16 protein-coding genes are annotated in these 19,486 nt (G+C 49.3%); 10 read left to right on the top strand and 6 right to left on the bottom strand.

Annotated elements, in window-relative coordinates; translation table 11 throughout:
- The first annotated feature begins 426 nt into the window (after positions 1 to 426).
- Entirely contained in the window at positions 427 to 1,815 is a 1,389-nt protein-coding gene (locus tag ADU24_RS16805; RefSeq protein WP_053367701.1) for a M28 family peptidase, read from the top strand.
- Positions 1,816 to 2,080: 265 nt separating this feature from the next.
- Here ADU24_RS16805 and ADU24_RS16800 read toward each other — a convergent pair whose 3' ends face one another.
- A complete protein-coding gene (locus ADU24_RS16800) occupies positions 2,081 to 3,211 on the bottom strand; it encodes a DUF2515 domain-containing protein (protein WP_053367700.1) in 1,131 nt (376 codons plus the stop codon).
- An 83-nt stretch (positions 3,212 to 3,294) separates the two neighbouring features.
- Between ADU24_RS16800 and ADU24_RS16795 the strand changes: the two genes are divergently transcribed.
- Positions 3,295 to 5,307, top strand: a complete 2,013-nt coding sequence (locus tag ADU24_RS16795) for a terpene cyclase/mutase family protein (RefSeq protein WP_053367699.1) — start codon at positions 3,295 to 3,297, stop codon at positions 5,305 to 5,307.
- 248 nt (positions 5,308 to 5,555) lie between these two features.
- Here the strand turns inward: ADU24_RS16795 and ADU24_RS16790 are convergent, their stop codons facing one another.
- On the bottom strand, positions 5,556 to 6,017 hold the full coding sequence (locus ADU24_RS16790; protein WP_053367698.1) for a GNAT family N-acetyltransferase: 462 nt from the start codon (positions 6,015 to 6,017) through the stop codon (positions 5,556 to 5,558).
- Between the two features lie 504 nt (positions 6,018 to 6,521).
- A complete protein-coding gene (locus ADU24_RS16785) occupies positions 6,522 to 6,905 on the bottom strand; it encodes a glyoxalase superfamily protein (RefSeq protein ID WP_053367697.1) in 384 nt (127 codons plus the stop codon).
- A gap of 181 nt (positions 6,906 to 7,086) precedes the next feature.
- Here ADU24_RS16785 and ADU24_RS16780 point away from each other — a divergent pair, with 181 nt between their 5' ends.
- Entirely contained in the window at positions 7,087 to 7,365 is a 279-nt protein-coding gene (locus ADU24_RS16780) for a hypothetical protein (protein WP_053367696.1), read from the top strand.
- A gap of 130 nt (positions 7,366 to 7,495) precedes the next feature.
- Here the strand turns inward: ADU24_RS16780 and proC are convergent, their stop codons facing one another.
- Together proC and ADU24_RS16770 are read right to left on the bottom strand one after the other, a co-directional pair.
- On the bottom strand, positions 7,496 to 8,329 hold the full coding sequence (gene proC / locus ADU24_RS16775) for a pyrroline-5-carboxylate reductase (protein ID WP_053367695.1): 834 nt from the start codon (positions 8,327 to 8,329) through the stop codon (positions 7,496 to 7,498).
- A 734-nt stretch (positions 8,330 to 9,063) separates the two neighbouring features.
- Positions 9,064 to 10,383, bottom strand: a complete 1,320-nt coding sequence (locus ADU24_RS16770) for a short-chain fatty acid transporter (RefSeq protein ID WP_053367694.1) — start codon at positions 10,381 to 10,383, stop codon at positions 9,064 to 9,066.
- Positions 10,384 to 10,900: 517 nt separating this feature from the next.
- On the opposite strand from ADU24_RS16770, the gene ADU24_RS16765 reads away from it, so the two are divergent.
- The 4 genes from ADU24_RS16765 (at position 10,901) to ADU24_RS16755 (ending at position 13,744) form a co-directional block, all read left to right on the top strand.
- Entirely contained in the window at positions 10,901 to 11,569 is a 669-nt protein-coding gene (locus tag ADU24_RS16765) for an SH3 domain-containing protein (protein ID WP_053367693.1), read from the top strand.
- A gap of 121 nt (positions 11,570 to 11,690) precedes the next feature.
- On the top strand, positions 11,691 to 11,828 hold the full coding sequence (locus ADU24_RS23110; RefSeq protein ID WP_156324610.1) for a hypothetical protein: 138 nt from the start codon (positions 11,691 to 11,693) through the stop codon (positions 11,826 to 11,828).
- Between the two features lie 122 nt (positions 11,829 to 11,950).
- The gene (locus tag ADU24_RS16760) at positions 11,951 to 12,406 is read left to right on the top strand and encodes a DivIVA domain-containing protein (protein WP_053367692.1); all 456 of its coding nucleotides are present in this window, start codon (positions 11,951 to 11,953) and stop codon (positions 12,404 to 12,406) included.
- Positions 12,407 to 12,496: 90 nt separating this feature from the next.
- Positions 12,497 to 13,744 carry a transglycosylase SLT domain-containing protein gene (locus tag ADU24_RS16755; protein WP_082306952.1) on the top strand — a complete coding sequence of 416 codons (1,248 nt, stop codon included), beginning with the start codon at positions 12,497 to 12,499 and terminating at the stop codon, positions 13,742 to 13,744.
- A gap of 148 nt (positions 13,745 to 13,892) precedes the next feature.
- On the opposite strand, the gene ADU24_RS16750 is transcribed toward ADU24_RS16755, so the two are convergent.
- Positions 13,893 to 14,816, bottom strand: a complete 924-nt coding sequence (locus ADU24_RS16750) for an LCP family glycopolymer transferase (protein WP_053367691.1) — start codon at positions 14,814 to 14,816, stop codon at positions 13,893 to 13,895.
- 277 nt (positions 14,817 to 15,093) lie between these two features.
- Here ADU24_RS16750 and galE point away from each other — a divergent pair, with 277 nt between their 5' ends.
- The 3 genes from galE (at position 15,094) to ADU24_RS16735 (ending at position 18,902) form a co-directional block, all read left to right on the top strand.
- Positions 15,094 to 16,113: a UDP-glucose 4-epimerase GalE gene (galE, locus tag ADU24_RS16745; protein WP_053367690.1), complete on the top strand. Its 1,020-nt coding sequence runs from the start codon at positions 15,094 to 15,096 to the stop codon at positions 16,111 to 16,113.
- 313 nt (positions 16,114 to 16,426) lie between these two features.
- Positions 16,427 to 17,611, top strand: coding sequence for an LL-diaminopimelate aminotransferase (locus ADU24_RS16740; protein ID WP_053367689.1), 1,185 nt, complete (start codon positions 16,427 to 16,429; stop codon positions 17,609 to 17,611).
- Positions 17,612 to 17,975: 364 nt separating this feature from the next.
- Entirely contained in the window at positions 17,976 to 18,902 is a 927-nt protein-coding gene (locus tag ADU24_RS16735) for a nuclease-related domain-containing protein (protein ID WP_053367688.1), read from the top strand.
- Positions 18,903 to 19,486: the final 584 nt, after the last annotated feature.

Here is a 19,486-nt window from a genome sequence, read left to right as displayed (position 1 = left end):
CCTTTTTTGGGGATCGTGCAGAAATGCGAACGGGGCCTGTCACTCCCTGAAATACCTTGTTTCACGAAGAGTTTCACAGCTGAAAAATGGGAACAGGCACCACCCGAATTTTCTTGTTTCACGGTGTCATTTTAATTGGGGATGTATTGAGTGGCAGATTTTTCTGTACTCAAAATTAGGTTTTGAAAGGTTTCAGAAGGGATGCGCCTTCTTCTTTATGGATTTTATTGGGGATTCTTTGGTTAGAAATGATTAGCATTTAAGTCCTAGTAAAAGAAATAATATTTTGAATATTTGGTAACTTGGTAGCTTGTGGAGGTTTTGCTTTTTGAAATACGATAGAGGTGTTGAAAATAGTGGCTTACTAGTATTATCAGGTGCTAGAAATTTTAATAGACTGGTAGGCCCAAACTTGGGAGGGTTATTATGTCGTATCGTAAGAGAGGATTGAAAGTTGCTTCGTCGTTGCTGGCGTTGTCGATGGTGTTCGGATCGGCGGGGGTTCTTGCATCTGAAGCGAGTCCTGGAAAATCGGGTTATGCGCAGGATCAGAAGGTTGTTGCCCGGGTCGATGCGGATCGGGCGATTGAGCATGTCCGCTATCTGTCGGAAGAGATCGGACCGCGTCCGGGTGGGCTTGAAGCCGAAAAGAAGTCGGCCAAGTACATTGGTGACGTGTTGAAGGGTTACGGGTATGATGTTGAGTACCAATACTTCCCGGTAGCGGACCAGTACATAGCGACTGTTTCGTTCGAGGACGGCAAGTCGTGGCAGATGGGCGCCGCGCCTAACGGAAAAATCAGCAAGGATGGGGTTACCGGGGAGGTTCTTTTCGTAAATGGCGGGAAGAACTTGAGCGACTTCCCGGCTGATACTGCCGGAAAAATTGTTGTGATGGCCAGGGAAGCGACCACAGCTGATTACCGTACTCAGGTGAACAACGCAATCAGCAAGGGCGCATCTGCCGTCATCCTGCAAAGTCTCGTCGGGAGCCGCGGGAATTATGGTCAGGCATTCAACCCTAGCCTAGCTTCCAAAGTGGATGTCCCGGTTTTTGGGGCGGCTTTTATCCAAGGAGAGTGGCTGAAGGAACAAGCGGCGAAAGGGCCAGTTAAAGTGACCTTGGCAGCGGAGCATTTTTCCAACCTGCAGTCTGTGAATGTGATTGCGACAAAAGCTCCAAAGATGAAAAATAAGGATACAAAGCAAGTGATTCTCAGTGCGCACCATGACAGCGTGGTCGGCGCTCCGGGTGCGAATGACAATGCGTCTGGCGTCGGGTTGGTGCTTGAGCTTGCCCGCGTTTTCAAAGGGTACAACACGGATAAGGAAATGAAGTTTATCGCGTTTGGTTCCGAGGAGCGCGGATTGCTTGGGGCATACCATTACGTGAACCAGCTGTCTGCCGAGGAGAAGGCGAACATTGAGGGAGTTTTCAACGCCGACATGGTTGCCACCAATTACGATAAGGCGAAGAATTTGTATGCGATGACTCCGGACGGCAGCAAGAATCTCGTTACAGATTCGGTTGAAGCGGCTGGCGCGCGTTTGGGGAACTCGGATATTCTGCCGGGGACGTTCGGGTCAAGTGACCACGTGCCGTTCCACCGCGCGGGCATTCCTGCGGCGCTGTTCATCTGGATGGGCATCGACAGCTGGGATCCGCTCGTGTACCACATCGAGAAAGTTTACCACACGCCACAGGATACAATCGCCGACAACGTTTCGGCTGAGCGCATGAAATCAGCGCTTGATATCATTGGCGCCGGGCTGTACGATGTTGTCAGAAAAGACGTAGCCGCGTTGAGCAAATAAAACATTACGTAGAATTGGGAGAAAGCCGCCTGGGTGCGGCTTTCTTTGGTGTGGTGGAGGGGATGCGAACAGTGAAGCGGGGGACGGGTCCACTGTTTCATTTTTTAAAGGGATAGTGGGTTTTGGGGGGATGCTATCTGTGTCTGGCTGAAGCAGAAGGTACGTCCCCCGCTTCATTCGAGAGCCGGATGAAACAGAAGGTACGTCCCCCGCTTCATTCCGCTTCATTCGAGAATCGAATGAAGCAAAAGATACGTCCCCTGTTTCATTCGAGGAGGGCTTTTTTGGTGATGGCGGCCAGGTCGAGGTGTTGGAGGGTAGTGCAGTAGTCTTGTTTGATTTCTCCGTCAATTATTTCGGCAGACTCGACAAGGTGGTAGATTGCTTTCCAGTCGGTGAACCAGTCGCCGGTTTCGGCGGTTGGGTGCTGTTGGTTTGGCCAGGCGTACTCGAGCCTTGGGCTGAAAATCCTTGCTGCGCGCGGGGCGAGACGGCAGGAGAAAATCCGTGGTTTCAGTTCGCTTCCCGGCGTGAATTCTTCGACATCATTGAACAAGTGCGGCCAGTAGCCCTTGCGCGAGCCGGAATGCGGGTTCCTCAACGCCCATTCCTTCACAAGGTTCAACCGCTCCTCGTCCCCAAAAAGAATCCGGTATAATTTCTTTCCTATTGAAATTCGTTCGCCGAGGCTTTCGAATTGGTGGACGGTCAGTCCGGCGAGTTCCGTTTGGCCATCATACTCAAAGGGGAACAGGATGTGGTTCATCGACAGTACGTCCTGGAGCAGGAATTCGAGCGAATTGAAGACGTTCTTTTGAAAAGCAGGATTCTGCAAAACGCGGGCTTCCAAATAGTTTTGCTCGTTAACAATAAGGGCCGCCGCCAAAGTATATCGGTCCTTCTCCTTCCAAAAGTAATTCCAAATTGGCTCCATAAACGCCGAAATGCCCAAATGCGGCAGCAGGTGAAAAAGGCTCTGGCCGCGCTTTCGGCTTTCCTCATATAAAAGAAGCTGCGGAAACGCATCCTGGAAAATCAGCCAGTTTGCCCGCTCCAAAAACGCGAAAAATGACTCCGCCTCGTTCTTCGTAAGCAGCCTCCCGACCAAACCACCTTTCAAATCAGTCATGCTCCAGCCGCCATTCCGCGACACCATATGCGCCAAAAACGCCCAATGGATTTCGGGGAACCGTACATAGAAATCAAGATACGCCTTTGTGCGGGTGATGTTGTTCAGGTTTAGCCCGCTCGTGCGACCCGCAATGTCCTGGACGATTCGCGTTTCGTGCGGAGGAAGTTTGGCGTGCAGTTTCTTCGTTTTCTTAAGGTCTTTTTTCAGTTTTAAAAGATGGCCCGGGAGCGTGGGCCGATTATTCAAAAAAATGTTCCAAAACATTCGAGCCACCGCCTCTCGCGAATTGTTCGGCTTGCTGGTGAATATGTATTTGGTAGGGAATTTGCGGGGGGAGGCCGAGGGTGATGAGTGTTGGGGAAGGGATTCGGCGGCTGGTTGGGCGGCTGCGGCAGGACCAGTCGCCGCGCGGGTCGTGGGAGTATCCGTTTGAGACTGGGGTAATGACGGATTGTTATATGATTATTTTATTAAGGTCGCTTGGGATTGATGATGAAAAGTTCATCAGGCAGCTTGCGGAGCGGATTTTGAGCCGGCAGGAACGGAACGGTGCGTGGAAGCTTTTTTACGATGAGGGCGACGGGAATGTGAGCGCGACGCTGGAGGCTTATTACGCGTTGCTTTATTCGGGGCTTTTGGATAAAGGGGATGAGCGGCTTGCGGCGGCGAGGCGGTATGTTGTGGAGAATGGCGGGATCGGGAAGGCTCATTTGTTCACGAAGGTGATGCTTGCGGCGACGGGCCAGATGGAGTGGCCGCGGTTCTTTCCGTTCCCGCTTGAGATGATGCTGCTGCCGCTGTCGTTTCCGGTGAATTTCTATAGCTTTTCGGTGTTCGGAAGGGCGAATCTTGCCCCGATTCTAATTCTTGCGGACCGGAAGTTTCAGGTGAGGACGGAGCGGAGCCCGGATTTGTCGGATTTGTTGGGGCGGGAGAACGGGGAGAATGAGTTTTTCCGGGATGCGGATTCATGGCGGTCTCTTGGGTCTTTTTTGAAAAGTGGCCTACAAACTCTTGTCGGCCTGCCGGAGGAGGTTCACCGGCTTGCACTGGTGCGGGCGAAGAATTATATGCTGAACCGGGTTGAGGCGGATGGGACGCTGTTGGGGTATTTCAGTTCGACGGTGTTGATGGTTTTGGCGCTGCTGGCTTTGGGTTTTAAGAAGGATGATCCGGTGATTTTGGCGGCGGTACGGGGTTTGGCTGGGATGGGGACGGTGGTGGATGGGCATTTGCATGTGCAGTATACGACGGCTTCCGTGTGGAATACGGCGCTGGCGAGCTATGCGCTGCAGGAGGCGGGGGTTCCGGCTGGGGATCCGATGGTGGCGCGGGCGAATGGGTATTTGCTTAGCCGGCAGCATCACCGGTATGGGGATTGGGTTGTGCATAACCGTGATGCGTCGCCAGGCGGGTGGGGGTTCGCGGACAGCAATACAATCCAGCCGGATGTGGATGATACGACGGCGGCGCTGCGGGCGATTTCGTGGAGTGTGGGGGGCGGTGATAGGAGTGGTGGCGGCGGTTTTGGGACTGTAACAGGTTCCTGGGCCAGTCCGTATTCTCATTACGGTCCAGGCCACATAACTGGGACTGGAATCGGACAGGTTTCGGGTTTAGGTGAAGGGGCATCAAAGCCGGATTACTCTGGTGCCTGGGAGCGCGGGGTTCGCTGGGTATTGTCCATGCAAAACGACGATGGCGGGTGGCCGGCTTTTGAAAAAAATACGAACAGCAAGCTGCTGACGCTTTTGCCGGTTCAGAAGGGGGAGTTTCTTTTAACAGACCCGACTTCCGCTGATTTGACGGGAAGGACGCTTGAGTTTTTGTGCAATTATACGTCGCTGCCGAAAAGCGATCCAGCGGTGAAGAAAGGGGTCCGCTGGCTTGAGCGGAACCAGGAAAAGGACGGTTCGTGGTACGGACGGTGGGGGATTTGCTACATTTACGGGACGTGGGCGGCGGTAACGGGGCTGCGTGCGGCGGGAATTTTTCCATCAGAGAAGGKTTTGTCGAGGGCTGCTGGCTGGCTAAAGGGGATTCAAAATGAGGACGGCGGCTGGGGAGAATCGTGCCTGAGTGATAGTGCAGGAAAATATGATCCGTTAGGTGCGAGCACGCTCGTCCATACAGCGTGGGCGGTCGACGCACTCATTGCACTGGCAGGGCGCGGGAGGCCGACCGAGGAAATCAATGCCGGAATTCGGTATTTGCTAGAGAATCTGGAGTCGACGAACTGGACGGAGGAGTACCCAAAAGGGCAGGGGATGGCAGGCGACTTCTACATCCACTACCACAGCTACCGCTACATCTTCCCGCTGTTGGCTTTGGCGCACTACCGGGCGAAGTTTGGGGAGTGAAAATGGGGAGGAATGGGAAAGTTGGAGGGGGGGCTGATACTTTGATTTTTATACAGTTGAAAACTGCTCCACTGATAATCTCCTGTGATTGTCACTACCGGTCATATTCTGACAACCGAATTGGATATTAGCCTATGGTTGTGAGATTAACGGGTTCGGTTTTGAAGTACAAAACTTTAATTAGCAAAAAAAGAGGTGCAATTCGTACCTCTTTTTTTTATTATTTAACAAATGAATTAGCATTAGAATTAAATGTCTTTGTAGACAAACTCTCGATATTTCACAAATTCATTCTTCTTATAAAAGTTCTTTGCTATTTCGTTATTGAACCAATAGTCTAATTCAATCTTATTAATGCCGTTTTCTTTTGCAATATCCGTAATTTCGTTCATCAATTCAGAACCGTATCCTTTTTTTCTTTGGCTCTCTGCGATACTTATTTGATGCACATATACCGATTTATATGATTTTTTAAAGGCATTATCGGGATAATTTCTTACCTCGATCCAAGCATAACCTAAAGATTGGTCATAGTCCTCCAATAGAAGGAAATAGAATTCCTCTTTATCAATAATCTTTTGAAAGAAAGTCTTAATTTCCTCAAAATTATATTCTTTGAAATACTCAGGGTATAAATTTGCGTGTAAATCGTGAACATATTTATTCAATTTAGCCACTAATTCAAAATCGTTTGTTCGGCTGATATTCATATTCGTTCCCCTTTGTAAGAAAATCCCTATTCTCATACTACCATAAAAGTGTATATCCTAAATAAAATACATCCTTTTCAGGTTGTTTTGACATAAGTTGCCGCCGGGCTTGAAATTCAGTAATTAAATTGGCAATTATTTTGGGAATTCGTTTCAGACGTGTGGCATTAGCTGTTGTCACCCTGTTAAAAAGCGTGCTAATTTCAGTTCGAATTGTTACGCCAAAATGTAAAAAAACTTATTATTTTAACAAAAATAATAGGTCCAAATCATATGCGATTTGGACCAACAATTGATGTTCTAAATGAGTTTATGTGCTCCTAATCCGAACCCGTAATAGTCAGATATCCGATTTTTTTTCTGACAAGCCAACCTGGTTTACGCCTGCGGTTGTCGGATATCCGGGTTTATTCTGACAACCCGAATTGGATTTTCGCCTATGGTTGTCAGATATCCGTTCTTATTCTGACAACCGAAACCGAATTTTCCGATTGGACAGGCCCGTTACCTTCCAACATTCTCATAGAAAACAATTCGATTGCCGAATGGGTCTCCAACACGGACCTCCCGCGTATGCCAGGGGGTTGTTTCGATGCCGGGACGGGCAAATTTGTAATGCTTGGAAATAAGGTTTGAGTGGAGGAGATCCAAGTTTTCGACTTCAATTCTGATTGCAGCCCCGGGACAGCAATCCCCGTGGTGCTCAGTAAGGTGAAGAATGCAATTTCCATATGATACTTGCATGTACAAAGGGAAATCCTCTTCAAATCGATGCTCCCAATCCACCTTAAATTCCAAAAATGTTAAATAAAACTCTTTCGCTTTTTCCTCATCAAAAATACGCAAAATTGGAATCGGGCTTTTAATGCTTACTTTAGAGGTACTCATTCCTTCCAACTCCATTTCAAGTTAAAGATCGCTAACCTAATCCATCACAAAAGCTGGCTCATTCGAGCGCTAGGCCCCGACGGCTTTTCAGTGTGCAAAAACACACTATCGCACTCTCCGACATAAAATTGACGTTTTAGTTAAAGGCTAGAAAGGTAAAACGTTAAAAAGGGGTGATTTCATGTCAGACAATGTGTCGCTTCCCGAATTTGTCGCGCGTGTAAATGAGACAAAAGGGCAACCTGTTATTCATTTTAACGAAAAGGAAATTCGCCCGGATGGGATGGCCATCGCCGATGAAGACAGCGCAACGGGCGCCAGCCAAAACTTGCAGGTGCAGCTCAAGCTCGAAACGCCTTCCGAAACGGTCGTCTATGAGAACATGTACGACAACCAAGTCGAGTACGAAGAGGATATGAAAATTATCAAAGAGTTACTAAACGACACAGGCTCTTTATGAATGTAATGGAGTAAAGGCTCGCCAACCCAATGGCTTGGCGGGCCCGTTTTTTTGAAAAAAATCATCATGGGTGAGGTGGAGGAAACGTTCCCTGCCTCCCGTCCCACGTTCCCCGGCCGCAACCCGTACCTCACCCGGCGCCGAATTCACGGCTGAGCATATTCCCGAGCTTTTTGGATTGCGCGGTGGCCTCCTTGATGCAGTGGATGAGCGAGTCGTGCACCTGGTTGTTTTCAAGCACCCGGATGCCCGCTTCGGTAGTCCCGCCAGGGCTCGTGACCTCATGCCGCAGCTGGCGCGAAGGCTTGTCGGACTTCCTGAGCATTTCCGCCGCGCCGAGCAGCGTCTGGACGATGAGCTCCTTGGCCAAATCCCGTTCGAGCCCGATTTCTGAAGCGCTGTTCTCCATCGCTTCGACAAGGTAGTAAATATACGCCGGGCCGCTTCCTGACAATCCCGTCACCGCATCGAGCTGGCTTTCCTCAACAAACGCCGCAAGCCCGACGGTTTCAAACAGCGCCTTAGCCTGGTCAGCTTGCTCTCCGGAAACAAGCGAGTTGAACGCAAGCCCAGTAGCCGATTTTCCAATCGCCGCCGAAGTGTTCGGCATCGCCCGCACAATCGCGAGCTCCTTATCCGCCATCCGCTCAATCGTCCCGATCGAAAGCCCCGCCAGCACCGAAATAACCAGTATTCCTCCCGTCAGATACGGCATCACGTTCTCAAGCCCGGCCATCGCGTCCTTCGGTTTCATCGCCAAAACCACCGCGTCCGCACCCTCGAACAAAGCCTCCTTATCGTACGTAACCGTCACGCCATATTTTCCCCGCAAAACGTTGAGGCGCTCCCCGTCACGCCTGTTCGTCACCCAAATGTCCGCCGCATCAACCAGCCCATTCGCCGCAATCCCCGCAATCAACGCCTCCGCCATCGAACCCGCACCAACAAACACAATCTTCCTCACCGGAACCGCCTCCTTTTTTAAAAAATACAAAAAGGCCCTTCATCCGCAAAGGACGAAAGGCCATTCTTCCGTGGTACCACCTTTATTGACCCCTATTTTTCGGAAAAGCGGACAACGCACAAGGACAGCAAATCCCGCGCTACGCACCATTTTCCACAAAAGGGCTCACTCAAATCCACTATCGCCGGACACGCGGCCAGGTTTGCCTGGCAGCTCATAAGGTAGGTTCAATGGTCCAGAGGGCTGCGGAACCTTTCAGCCGGTGGGCCCCGCTCTCTTTCGCCGTATTCCATCTACTGGCCTTACTCAACGCTCTGCTCTATACAGTTTTTGAATATCAAAATTAGTAACAGCCACGTGCTCTAAACTTCAAAATCACTAACTGCCGTTACGCTTCTTGCTATGCATTTTTCGAATTTTCCAAAGTTTTAATTGTCATTATGCTGGAAAGGAAGCCTGTCTGTCAAGCAAATTCTTTTTTAGAAAAGAAGCTTGTGGCGTATCCTGTGTTTCACCAAGCAATTAAAAATGTAAAGTATTGTTGGCTTCGGGCAGGTTTGCGCGTTTCCCCTGTAATTAAGTCCGAAATTGCCTCCACATTGGCGGCGATGCAATACTGCTTCAGTTCTAATCCTAGGTTGGTGGTACATTCCAATGTACAAGCCAAAGAAAAGGATGGCCATGTTATGCCATCCTCTTGCATTTTTTTATAAATGCATGCCGATTTCGCCGGATTATAATATCAAGAACCCAAGCGATATAATCGCGCCGCTGACGAGGAGGGTCAGAACGCAGTAGCCCATGATGTCTTTCGCCTTTAGGCCGGCGATGGCGAGGGCTGGGAGTGCCCAGAATGGCTGGATCAGGTTTGTCCATGCGTCACCCCATGCGACGGCCATCGCGGTTTTCGGGATGGACACGTCTAAAGCCTGCGCGGCTTTGAGCATGACCGGGGCCTGGACTGCCCACTGGCCGCCGCCGGATGGGACGAAAAAGTTCACGAGTCCGGCGCTCAGGAATGTGAAGAAGTGGAACGTGTACTCGTTGGAAATCGCCACGAAGCCTTTCGACATGACGGCAGCAAGACCGGATACGGTCATCATGCCCATGATTCCGGCGTAGAACGGGAACTGGACGATGATGCCGCTTGCGCCTTTCACCGCGTTGATGACTGCTTCAAGGAACTTCCTCGGCGTTCCGTGGAAAAGGATTCCTAGGAACAGGAACAAGAAGTTGACGATATCAAGATTGAGTTTGAAGCCAATTGTTGCGAGATAATAGAATAGGAAAACGAGTCCGAAAATGCCGATCAGGAACGAGATGATGCGGCTGTTTTCCATCCGGTCGGCAGGGGTCATGGCCGTTTTTTCAATGGTGACGGCATAGGCCGGTTCCTCAAGTAGTGCCGGGTCGACCGTGATCGTCTCTTCCTTTCTTGGCATCATGAATCTGTTGACGAATGGCAGGACGAGCAAAAGCGCTGCGACGATCGCAAGGTTAAAGCCCGCGAAAATCGTCTTTTCGGTTGGAATCACGCCAATCATATTCTCGGAGAAATGGCCCGGAGTCGCGATAGTGAGCGGAATGGAGCCGGAAATTCCGCCGTGCCAAACTATAAATCCGCTGTAAGCGCTTGCAATTAACAGCCGGTAATCGACGTTTTTAACCTTGCGGGCAAGCTCCTTTGCAAAAAGGGCGCCGATGACGAGCCCGAATCCCCAGTTAATCAAGCTGGCAATCATGGAAACCAAAGTAACAATAAGGATTGCCTGGCCCGGTGACTTTGCGGTCGATGCGAGCGCGCCCAATCCTTTTTTAAAAATATGGCTGCTAGCCAACACGTGGCCGGTCACAAGGACAAGGACCATTTGCATGGAAAAGGCCAGCAGGCTCCAGAAGCCATTACCCCAATGCTGCACCATCTGGTAAGGCCCGTTGTCCGTAAAAATAAGCCCCAATACAAACACCACAAACGTCAAAATCACAACAAACAAAAACGGGTCGGGCAAATACCGCTGCATAATGCGGTTAAAAAAAGAAACCAACACTCTCATCAATACATCCCCCTTCAAAAATAACCGTACTCAACCTAATTTCTACAATATTCGGTAAATTCCTTCTTTTTCCGACGGTCGGGTGTTTACAATTGGTGCCAGGCACCGACGTGGGACAAAAACGTCCCAGTCGGGTGCCTGGCACCTTTCATTTGTTGGCGAATTTTGTGGTTTTATTTTTGGGTTTGTTTGAGATTGTGGTGGAGGATTTTTGGGAGGTTGCCTTGAATTTAGTGATTACCTCGATTGGATTCTTTTTTTGGATCCGCGGTTATTTTCCTCGTTCTTTCTGAAAATATCAATTTAAAAAACAAAATTCAATTTACTGTTTCATGAAAAAAATATAGGGCTGTTCTACCTTTGGGACGATTTTCTCATTTTTGGGTTTTTTGCATATAGTTGGGGTATGTGAGTTGAAAATGGTGCGTTCGGGTGTGGGGTACGGGCGCGGGAATGGGGGCGTTGGCCAATTTTCAAAAAAGCGGTCTTAAAAGGGTTGGTGCTGGCGGTTTTTGTTTTGGGGCTTTTTGCGCCATTGGGCCATACGGAGGCTATGGCGGCGGGGCAGACGGGGGTTGTGGAGATTAAGAGCGGCGTGCTGAATGTGCGGAGCGGGCCGGGGCTGAAGTACAAGAAGATTGGAACGCTGAAGAACAAGGTGAGCGTGCCGGTTGCCGCGGTGAAGAACGGCTGGGTGCAGATTAAATACGGGAAGCAGACCGGCTATGTGTTGGACGATTATGTGCGCGTCTACATGCCGATGGCGGAGGCGGAAGCGCGGAAGATTACAGATAGGGCGGATGCTGTAATGCGGGTTTCGTGGGAGAAGAGCTACACGAAGGCGCAGGTTTACTCGATTATGGAGCAGGCGTTTACGCGGGAGTTTGTGGACCGGTATTTCAAGCAGCAGTTCCGGACGGATGGGAAGGATAGCCGCGGGAATCAGCTGTTCCATGTGATTGAGACGGAGATTTGGGGCTTGGCGCTGTATCCGCTCGACTGGGAGCTGGAGTACAATCCGAAGAAGCCTTCAGTGGTGCGCTATCAGAAGGACGGCGTGGAGTATTTGTTCGTTTCGCAGTACCATCTGAATGAGATGAGCGGCAACCAAACGACGACGATCTGTTTATTGAAAACGAAGGCGGGCTGGCGCGTTTATGATCATTTGGTGGTTTTTGAGGAGTAGATTGTGGTGGCATTTTTTGAAAATTGAACGTGATGATATGGGTAATTTTGCAGGCGGTCCTGATCGAGGGGCCGCTTTTATTGCGTCAGGCATAAATAATAGCTAGTTTGGCATTATTATTGTGGAATTAGGCATTATTATCAGCGGAATCGGCATTAATAGTGTCCCAATCGGCATTAATATCGCCCCAATCGGCATTAATCCGGATAAAATTGACCCGGCCACCCTTCAGTTTTGGGATAGCGGGAGGATCACCTAGACTTCCTGGCTGGAAAGAGGTATTTATGGTGGTTTTCCTTGGGTTTCTGGTCTAATTCCCCAGTGGTAGGCTGGCCTGCGAGTGTGTCATGATACGAACTAAGAGATTGCTAGGAGGTTTGCGTGATCCAGGACATGATTGATTTGGCGATTGGGAAATTCCCAAAGCTGGCCAAAGCCTATGAAAAGAAGCTAGGACAGGGGTTTTCTGCTACACATATTTACACTCAAAGCCTAAGTACAGAGTATGTAAATGAATTGACTGTTATTGAATTGATAATGGAAAATGCGGAGGGTGCTTCAATTTTACTGACCTATTCGTATTCTGAAAAGTTCCTTAATACGATTATTGAAAGAGAACTGCCCGAGCTTCAGCAAAAAGGCAATGCAAACCTTCTGTTAAGGGCGAGGCAAATCAACGATAAGGAATTTAAAAGGAAGATGATTCGCGGGTATGACCCTGCTGACGTAGATGCGCTTATGGACTTGATTATGAAAGATTATTTTTATATTGAGAGTGTGTTAATAAAGGAAAATCAAATTCTTAAACAGGATATTGAGAAGCTTCGCGGGAGGTAAGCAGAGGATAGGGATTTGGATTTTCTGGTATTTTTAGGTATGATAGATTAAAAGATAGTTTATGAGACTAAAAGATTGGAGCAGTGGAGATTGAAAACACTATTGAAGACAGCGGTCCTGACACTACTAGCCCTTGGGTTGTATCACGGAAATGCTTCCGCAGCCGAGCAGCCGGGGTGGGTCTCGAAGTGCTCTAAATTCGGCGCGTTGAAGCCGAATGAGAACCCGTCCTTCCAACACGCGAACTGCCTGCTGACGAGCGCGGCGATTGCGAACGACGTCCCGCCTGAAGTGGTGAAGGCGGTGGCAAGGCAGGAAAACGGAAAATGGGAGCAGTTCGATGCGAACGGGGAGCCGGTCATTTCATGGGATGGCGGAATCGGCATCATGCAGATTACCGACAAGCCGAATTTGGACCAGGAAAGCTTGAAAAATGATGTGTATTACAATATTGAAAAGGGAGTGGAGATTCTGGCGGAAATGTACGCCAGACCGGATCTTCCGAAAATAACGAACACCACTCGGCGTGACATCGAAAGCTGGTATTTCGCGGTCATGGCGTACAATGGGACGAAGCCGGTGAACAGCCCGATTAAAAAGGACACTGGGAAGCCGAATTTAGAAGCCTACCAGGAAAAAGTGTTCAGGAATATTGAAATAGACAGCCTGCTTAACGGCGCTAAATTGGTCAAGCCTGAGTTCAAGGTGAGTGATTTTGACTATGATCCGCAAAGTCCGGCGAACATAAAGTTCCCGAAAATGGCTTATACGGTTGACGGGCCAGTCCATCCATCCGCTTATTTTTATAATAAAGGGGATAAGGTTGCGACGACCATTGACATTGGTGTTTTGAGATCAGGGCCTGGGACGGGTTCCGCGAGGGTGAAACCGCTCGGGAAATTCTCATCGCTGACGGTTACCGGGGATTTCGTGTACGATAATTCAGCAAACCAGAACCAGTTTGTCTGGATTCCGGTCAGGACATTGGATAACAAACCAGGGTACATTTCATCCGCGTACGTGACGAAGCCTGTGTGCACGCCTTGTTTGCAGTACCACAAGGGCCAGAAAATTTACTGGGACAAGTATAAGTGGGAATTGGTACCGGGTCTCCTTGGCCGTTTGACCATCCTTGAGGATACGCCTCTTCTGTCCAATGACGGCAAGTTTGTGAGAACGCTGAAAAAAGGCGAAGTGTATAGAATTTATGGGTTTAAAAAAGACGAACTCCGTGTTGGCGCTGGCCAGTTCGTCAAGCGCGACCCGAAAAAAGTAAACTACGAAACACCAAGCAAAGCGCGGCTCGACGCCGTCAAATGCATCGCGAATTTTTACTGAAAATAGTTAAGGGTGGGGCGGACAGCACAAGCTGACCGCCCCGTTTTTTTGGGGGAAGAAATGCGAACAGTGCCTGTCATCACCCGAAAAATGTCGAAATCTTGAATTTGTAAGGGCGCTAAATTCAGTACCCGACCCTGCCTTCTTTTTAGAGTTCGAGGTGCTGTTTCAGTTCCATTTGGACTCGCTGTTTTTCTCCGTCTGTGACGAGGTAGTAGTAAATTGAATTGATTTTCGTGCCGGTTCCGTTCAACTCCAGCTGCTCGATGTTTTTCGCTGCATCCCTATATTTCCCGGCGATGCCGAGCATCTGTTCAAAAGACAAATTTGTTTTCACCGACTGTCCGAGTTCAGCGAAAATTTTATCAAAATTGGTTAGCGATGAGAGGGACGCACCCTTGTCGAGAACGGCCTTGATGATGGCCCGCTGCCTTTCCTGGCGCCCGAAATCACCTCTCGGGTCCTCGTAGCGCATCCGCGTGTAGTTCAACGCCGACTCCCCGTCGAGCGTGATTTCCCCTGTTGAAAATTGATCCTCTCCATAGGTGAACGCGAATGGATTCGTGACACTGACGCCGCCGACCGCATCCACCAACCCGCTGAATCCTTCCATATTCACTTTTACATAATAGTCAATCGGGATATCGAGAAAACGTTCGACCGTTTCCATCGCCAATTCGACCCCGCCGAATGCGTAGGCGTGGTTAATTTTGTCCTCGCCGTCCCGCCCGGCAATCACAGTCCTCGTATCCCTGGGGATGCTGACCATTTTCACAGAGCCAAGGTTCGGGTTCACGGTCAGCACGATCATACTATCGGTCCGGCCGCGGTCTCCCTCGCGCTCATCAACTCCAAGCAGGAGGACGGAAAGCGGCTGCTGCTTCTCTATCGTGACCTGTTCGACCCGTTTCTCCGATTTAACGCGTTCAATCGGCGCATGCATTGTATCGGCCGCCTTGGATAAGGAATGGTAAACAGAGAAGGCATAGCTTCCACCTGCCAGAAATAAGGCGATTATGCCTGAAAGTACAATAATCAATAACCGTTTCTTTTTCGCACCCGCCATTTTCATCAGTCCTCCAGCATTTTCAGCAACATGGATAGCTGTACAGAACATTTTATTTTGCTGCGGCACAGGGTATGATTCGTGTTGTAAAAATAAGTAACTGTGTCCGGAATAAGTTCATTTAGCCGATTGAATGTGGAACTCACATTAAATTTGTGAATTCTAAATTTTATCTAACAAAATCGTGTCCATTTAAATTCGTTTCAAATTAGGCGCCGGTTTATAAGAATGGCCCTGTTTCCGCCTGAATATACTTAGGTAGTTTGGTTTTGGGGGGAATTCGGTGGCAATTTTGATTACAGGCGGGGCGGGTTTTATCGGGAGCCATTCGTGCGTGGAGCTGCTGGAAAAGGGTTACGAACTTATGATTGTCGACAATTTTTCCAACAGCAAACAGAAAGTTTTGAAAAGAATTCGTGAGATTACCGGGAAGGAGTTTGTGTTTTTCGAGGCGGACCTCACCGAGCCGGGGCAGCTGGAGGAAGTGTTTATGAGCCATCCGGTCGACGCTGTCATTCATCTTGCCGGGGTAAAAGCTGTCGGGGAATCTGTCCGGGATCCGCTTCATTATTATAAAACAAACGTTTCCGGCACCCTGAATCTCTTGGCCCTCATGGAAAAGTACGGCGTGAAAAATCTCGTTTTCAGTTCATCCGCCACCGTTTATGGTAAGCCGGAACGGGTTCCGATTTCTGAGGAATCCACGCTATGCGCCGCCAATCCATATGGCAGGTCAAAACTGATGGCCGAAAGGATTATGCAGGACTTATATGCTGCTGACGGGGAGTGGAGTATTGCGCTGCTGCGTTACTTTAACCCAGTGGGGGCGCATCCAAGCGGGTTAATCGGGGAGGACCCGAACAGCGGCGTTCCGGCAAACCTGATGCCCTATATCACCAGGGTGGCGGCCGGTAAATTGGATGCGCTCGAAGTATTTGGCAACGACTACCCGACCGCCGACGGAACCGGGATTAGGGATTATATCCACGTTGTTGATTTGGCACGGGGACACGTGAAAGCGTTGGAGAAGGTCCTGTCTTCTACGGGAGTGGAGGCATACAATCTCGGAACCGGGAAGGGCAATAGCGTCCTGGAGCTCATTACCGCTTTCGAAAAGGCTACAGGCAGGAGCATTCCGTATCGGATTGTCGATCGCAGGCCTGGTGACGTTGCAATCTGCTATGCCGATCCGTCAAAGGCGGACAGGGAACTCGGCTGGTCCGCCGCACGCGGGATCGAGGAAATGTGCCGGGATGTATGGAACTGGCAGAAGCTCAATCCGGATGGATACGGGGGCGGGTGACATCTTTGTAAGGCGGCGTATGGTAGGTGGAACCATACGCCTTTTTCCTGTGCGGGACCGAGCCGGCGTTTATGAACCTTTTCGTAGGAAGCCGTTTTGACGCGTGGTTTCTCTCGTACTACTCAAGCTTTCCAGCCAGAATGCAATTCAGCAATTTTTGTTTTGGTAAAAATATCCCCAAAAATCAAATAAATTTATAGCGGCACACTGAAACATCCTGTGTTATACTGTTAAAATAATTTTTAAAATTCACTTAACTGTCAATTGCGGCCTATTTTACAATAATAAATTCCCATATTAAGGAGAGTTACATATGAAGATTTCACCATCGACGATATTGGAAAAGCTGCCATCAGGGATTTTTCATGCCTTGGCTAGCCGCAAGCAGGAGCTTATGAAACAGGGCATGGATGTGATTGACCTAAGCGTCGGAAGCCCTGATTTGCCGCCATCGCCGCTCGTAACGGAGACGTTAGCGAAGTACAGCAGCGACCCGCTGAATTACGGCTACACACTAAAGGGGACCGCGGAATTCAGTGAGGCTGTGAGCTATTTTTACAAGCAGCGCTATAACGCGGATATTATTGCGGAAAAGGAAGTTTTGCAGCTAATGGGTTCGCAGGACGGGCTGTCGCACTTGGCGCTCGCACTTGTGAATCCGGGTGATTACGTACTGGTGCCTGACCCCGGCTACCCGATTTATGAGGCGAGCGTGACGATTGCCGGGGCCGAGGCGTACCCGATGCCGCTGCTTGAGGAGAACAATTTCCTTCCTGTGCTCGAAGATATTCCGGCGGAGGTTCTGGCGAAAGCGAAGCTGATGATCCTCAGCTATCCGGGGAATCCCGTGCCCGCTTTGGCGGACAAGCGCTTTTTTGAAAAAGTCATCGCGTTTGCAAAAGAACATGGGATTCTCGTCCTGCACGATTTTGCCTATTCGGAACTGATTTTTGACAACCATCCGCAAATCAGTTTCATGTCGGTTGAGGGTGCGAAAGAGGTTGGCATCGAGTTTAACTCCCTTTCGAAAACGTTCAACATGGCGGGCTGCCGAATTGGCTACGCGGTCGGGAACGAGCAGGCGATCGGCATCCTCGCGGCGTTCAAGTCGCATATCGACTATGGCATTTTCCTGCCGATCCAAAAAGCGGCCGCCGCGGCGCTCACTTCGGATTATGAAGACCTTGCCGAGCGGGTGAAAATTTACGAGCACCGCCGGGACACGCTGATTGAAGGCCTGAACAAAAGCGGCTGGCAGGTAACATCATCCCCGGCCACGATGTTTGTCTGGGCAAAAATCCCGGAAGGCTGGACGTCCCGTGATTTTGCGTTCCAGCTGCTGGACAACGCCGGGGTGGCGGTCGTTCCGGGCGACGCGTTCGGCAGGCAAGGCGAGGGGTACGTCCGAATCGCCATCGTCCAGCCAGCGGAAAGGCTCGCCGAAGCAGCCGGGCGGATCCGGGAGTTTTTGAAGGTTGGAGTGGGAGTGGAGGCGTAGGTTAGCAGAACTCCACTTTTTCCGGACTTTTAATACGCTGTTATAATAAAACCGCCTGGAGTTGTTCATCCTGGCAAGGTTTCGGTTGTTGTAAAACTGGATAAGTTTTTAAAAGTCTTGATGTAACGTTGGGTTTTTCCTGGTTGAAACGTGATTTACTGGAATAGTTTTTTAATAGTTTAAAACCTGTTACAGATGGCAATTAAATAAGCCAAACTGATATCGTAAGTAACACAAGTGCCAGGCACCGTCAATTCGCGGTGTCTGGTCTTTTTTTTACAAAAAATTCATATTTGCCCGGCGGATAGGCAGGGAACTTTTGTAAAATGGAATTGTGTCTAAAAAATTTGAGAGGTTGTGGATTATGCTGTTCAAACCGCGCACGGAACCTGGTGAGTTGACTGCGCTGAGGCTGCTGGATGTCAGGATGGGCTTGGTAGAGAAGGATGCGAATTATTATGCGAATAAGAAGAAGGGGTTTGAAGGGGAGCTGATGTTTGATGAGTGGACCGGCCGGCTCCAAAGTGATTGCCTCGTCTTGAACGACTTGCTTTTCAAGTTCAACAACACGACGTTCCAAATCGATTCGCTCGTCCTGGCGCCGGAAAGGCTTTACCCGTTTGAAGTGAAAAACTTCTATGGCGACCATGTCTATGATGCAAAGAATGACCGGATTATCAGGCTGCCTGATGTGGATGTTACGAACCCCTTGCTTCAAATGGCCCGCAATGATTCGCAGCTGCGCAATATGCTCCACTCGCTTGGCTACTCTCCACAAATACAATCAACCGCCGTGTTTATTAACCCCGAATTTGCCTTGTTCCATGCTCCTCGTGACAAGTCGATGCTCATGCACTCCCAGTTAAATCGCTTTTTTAAAAAATTTGACGCGCGTACTTCGAAGTTGACGAAAAGCCACTATCAGCTTGCGGATCACCTGGTTTCCCTGCACCAGGTGGAGTCGAGGTATTCAAATGTTCCGGCTTATGAGTATGACGGGTTGCGAAAGGCGCTTTTCTGCGGGCGGTGCGCGTCCGCTTTGGTCGGGGTGGAGGGTCATTATTGTGTTTGTGGGGCTTGTGGGGAAAGGGAAATTGTTGATGCTGCTGTTATGCGGCATGTGTGGGAATACAAGGTTTTGTTCCCAGGGAGGAAAATAACTACAAATGATATTTATGAGTGGTGCGGGGGAAGGGTGCCGAAGCGGCGGATACGGAGGGTTTTAGAGAAAAACTTAGATTTAGTAAGTAAACATCGTTGGTCCTTTTATGAATATATTCACGGACGTTAAACATTCGCTTATTCTTCTCGTTCTGGTGTATCTCTACTAAAGACCGTTTTGAGGAGTTTCCTAAGATGAAACAGTCTTGATGCCGCATCTCAAGACCGTTTTGAGGGGTTACTTAAGATGAAACGGTCTTGATACCCCTTCTCAAGACCGTTTTGAAAGGGTTCTTAAGATGAAACGGTCTTGATGCCTCTTCTCAAGACCGTTTTGAATGCTTACTTAAGATGAAACGGTCTTGATGCCGCATCTCAAGACCGTTTTGAGGGGTTACTTAAGATGAAACGGTCTTGATGCCGCATCTCAAGACCGTTTTGAGGGGTTACTTAAGATGAAACGGTCTTGATGCCGCATCTCAAGACCGTTTTGAGGGGTTACTTAAGATGAAACGGTCTTGATGCCGCATCTCAAGACCGTTTTGAGGGGTTACTTAAGATGAAACGGTCTTGATGCCGCATCTTAAGACCGTTTTGAGGGGTATCCTAAGATGAAACGGTCTTGATGAGTCTTACAATCAGAATAGGTTCAAAGATTCGCTTATTAATCAGTCAATGTTACTAATAATTCACTTCTTTGAGTGAATAATCGGA

It is taken from the genome of Bacillus sp. FJAT-27245, from assembly GCF_001273955.1.
Taxonomy (GTDB): domain Bacteria; phylum Bacillota; class Bacilli; order Bacillales; family Cytobacillaceae; genus Bacillus_D.
Note: the sequence above shows the minus strand (reverse complement) of the source record. Positions and strands in the feature narration are given on the sequence as shown.

Bases quoted from the DNA above. Each gene is read 5' to 3' on its own strand.
- ADU24_RS16780 (WP_053367696.1), top strand. From the start codon at position 7,087: ATGTCAGACAATGTGTCGCTTCCCGAATTTGTCGCGCGTGTAAATGAG.
- ADU24_RS16740 (WP_053367689.1), top strand. From the start codon at position 16,427: ATGAAGATTTCACCATCGACGATATTGGAAAAGCTGCCATCAGGGATT.
- ADU24_RS16735 (WP_053367688.1), top strand. From the start codon at position 17,976: ATGCTGTTCAAACCGCGCACGGAACCTGGTGAGTTGACTGCGCTGAGG.
- ADU24_RS16750 (WP_053367691.1), bottom strand. From the start codon at position 14,816: ATGAAAATGGCGGGTGCGAAAAAGAAACGGTTATTGATTATTGTACTT.
- ADU24_RS16805 (WP_053367701.1), top strand. From the start codon at position 427: ATGTCGTATCGTAAGAGAGGATTGAAAGTTGCTTCGTCGTTGCTGGCG.
- ADU24_RS16770 (WP_053367694.1), bottom strand. From the start codon at position 10,383: ATGAGAGTGTTGGTTTCTTTTTTTAACCGCATTATGCAGCGGTATTTG.
- ADU24_RS16785 (WP_053367697.1), bottom strand. From the start codon at position 6,905: ATGAGTACCTCTAAAGTAAGCATTAAAAGCCCGATTCCAATTTTGCGT.
- ADU24_RS16800 (WP_053367700.1), bottom strand. From the start codon at position 3,211: ATGTTTTGGAACATTTTTTTGAATAATCGGCCCACGCTCCCGGGCCAT.
- ADU24_RS16790 (WP_053367698.1), bottom strand. From the start codon at position 6,017: ATGAATATCAGCCGAACAAACGATTTTGAATTAGTGGCTAAATTGAAT.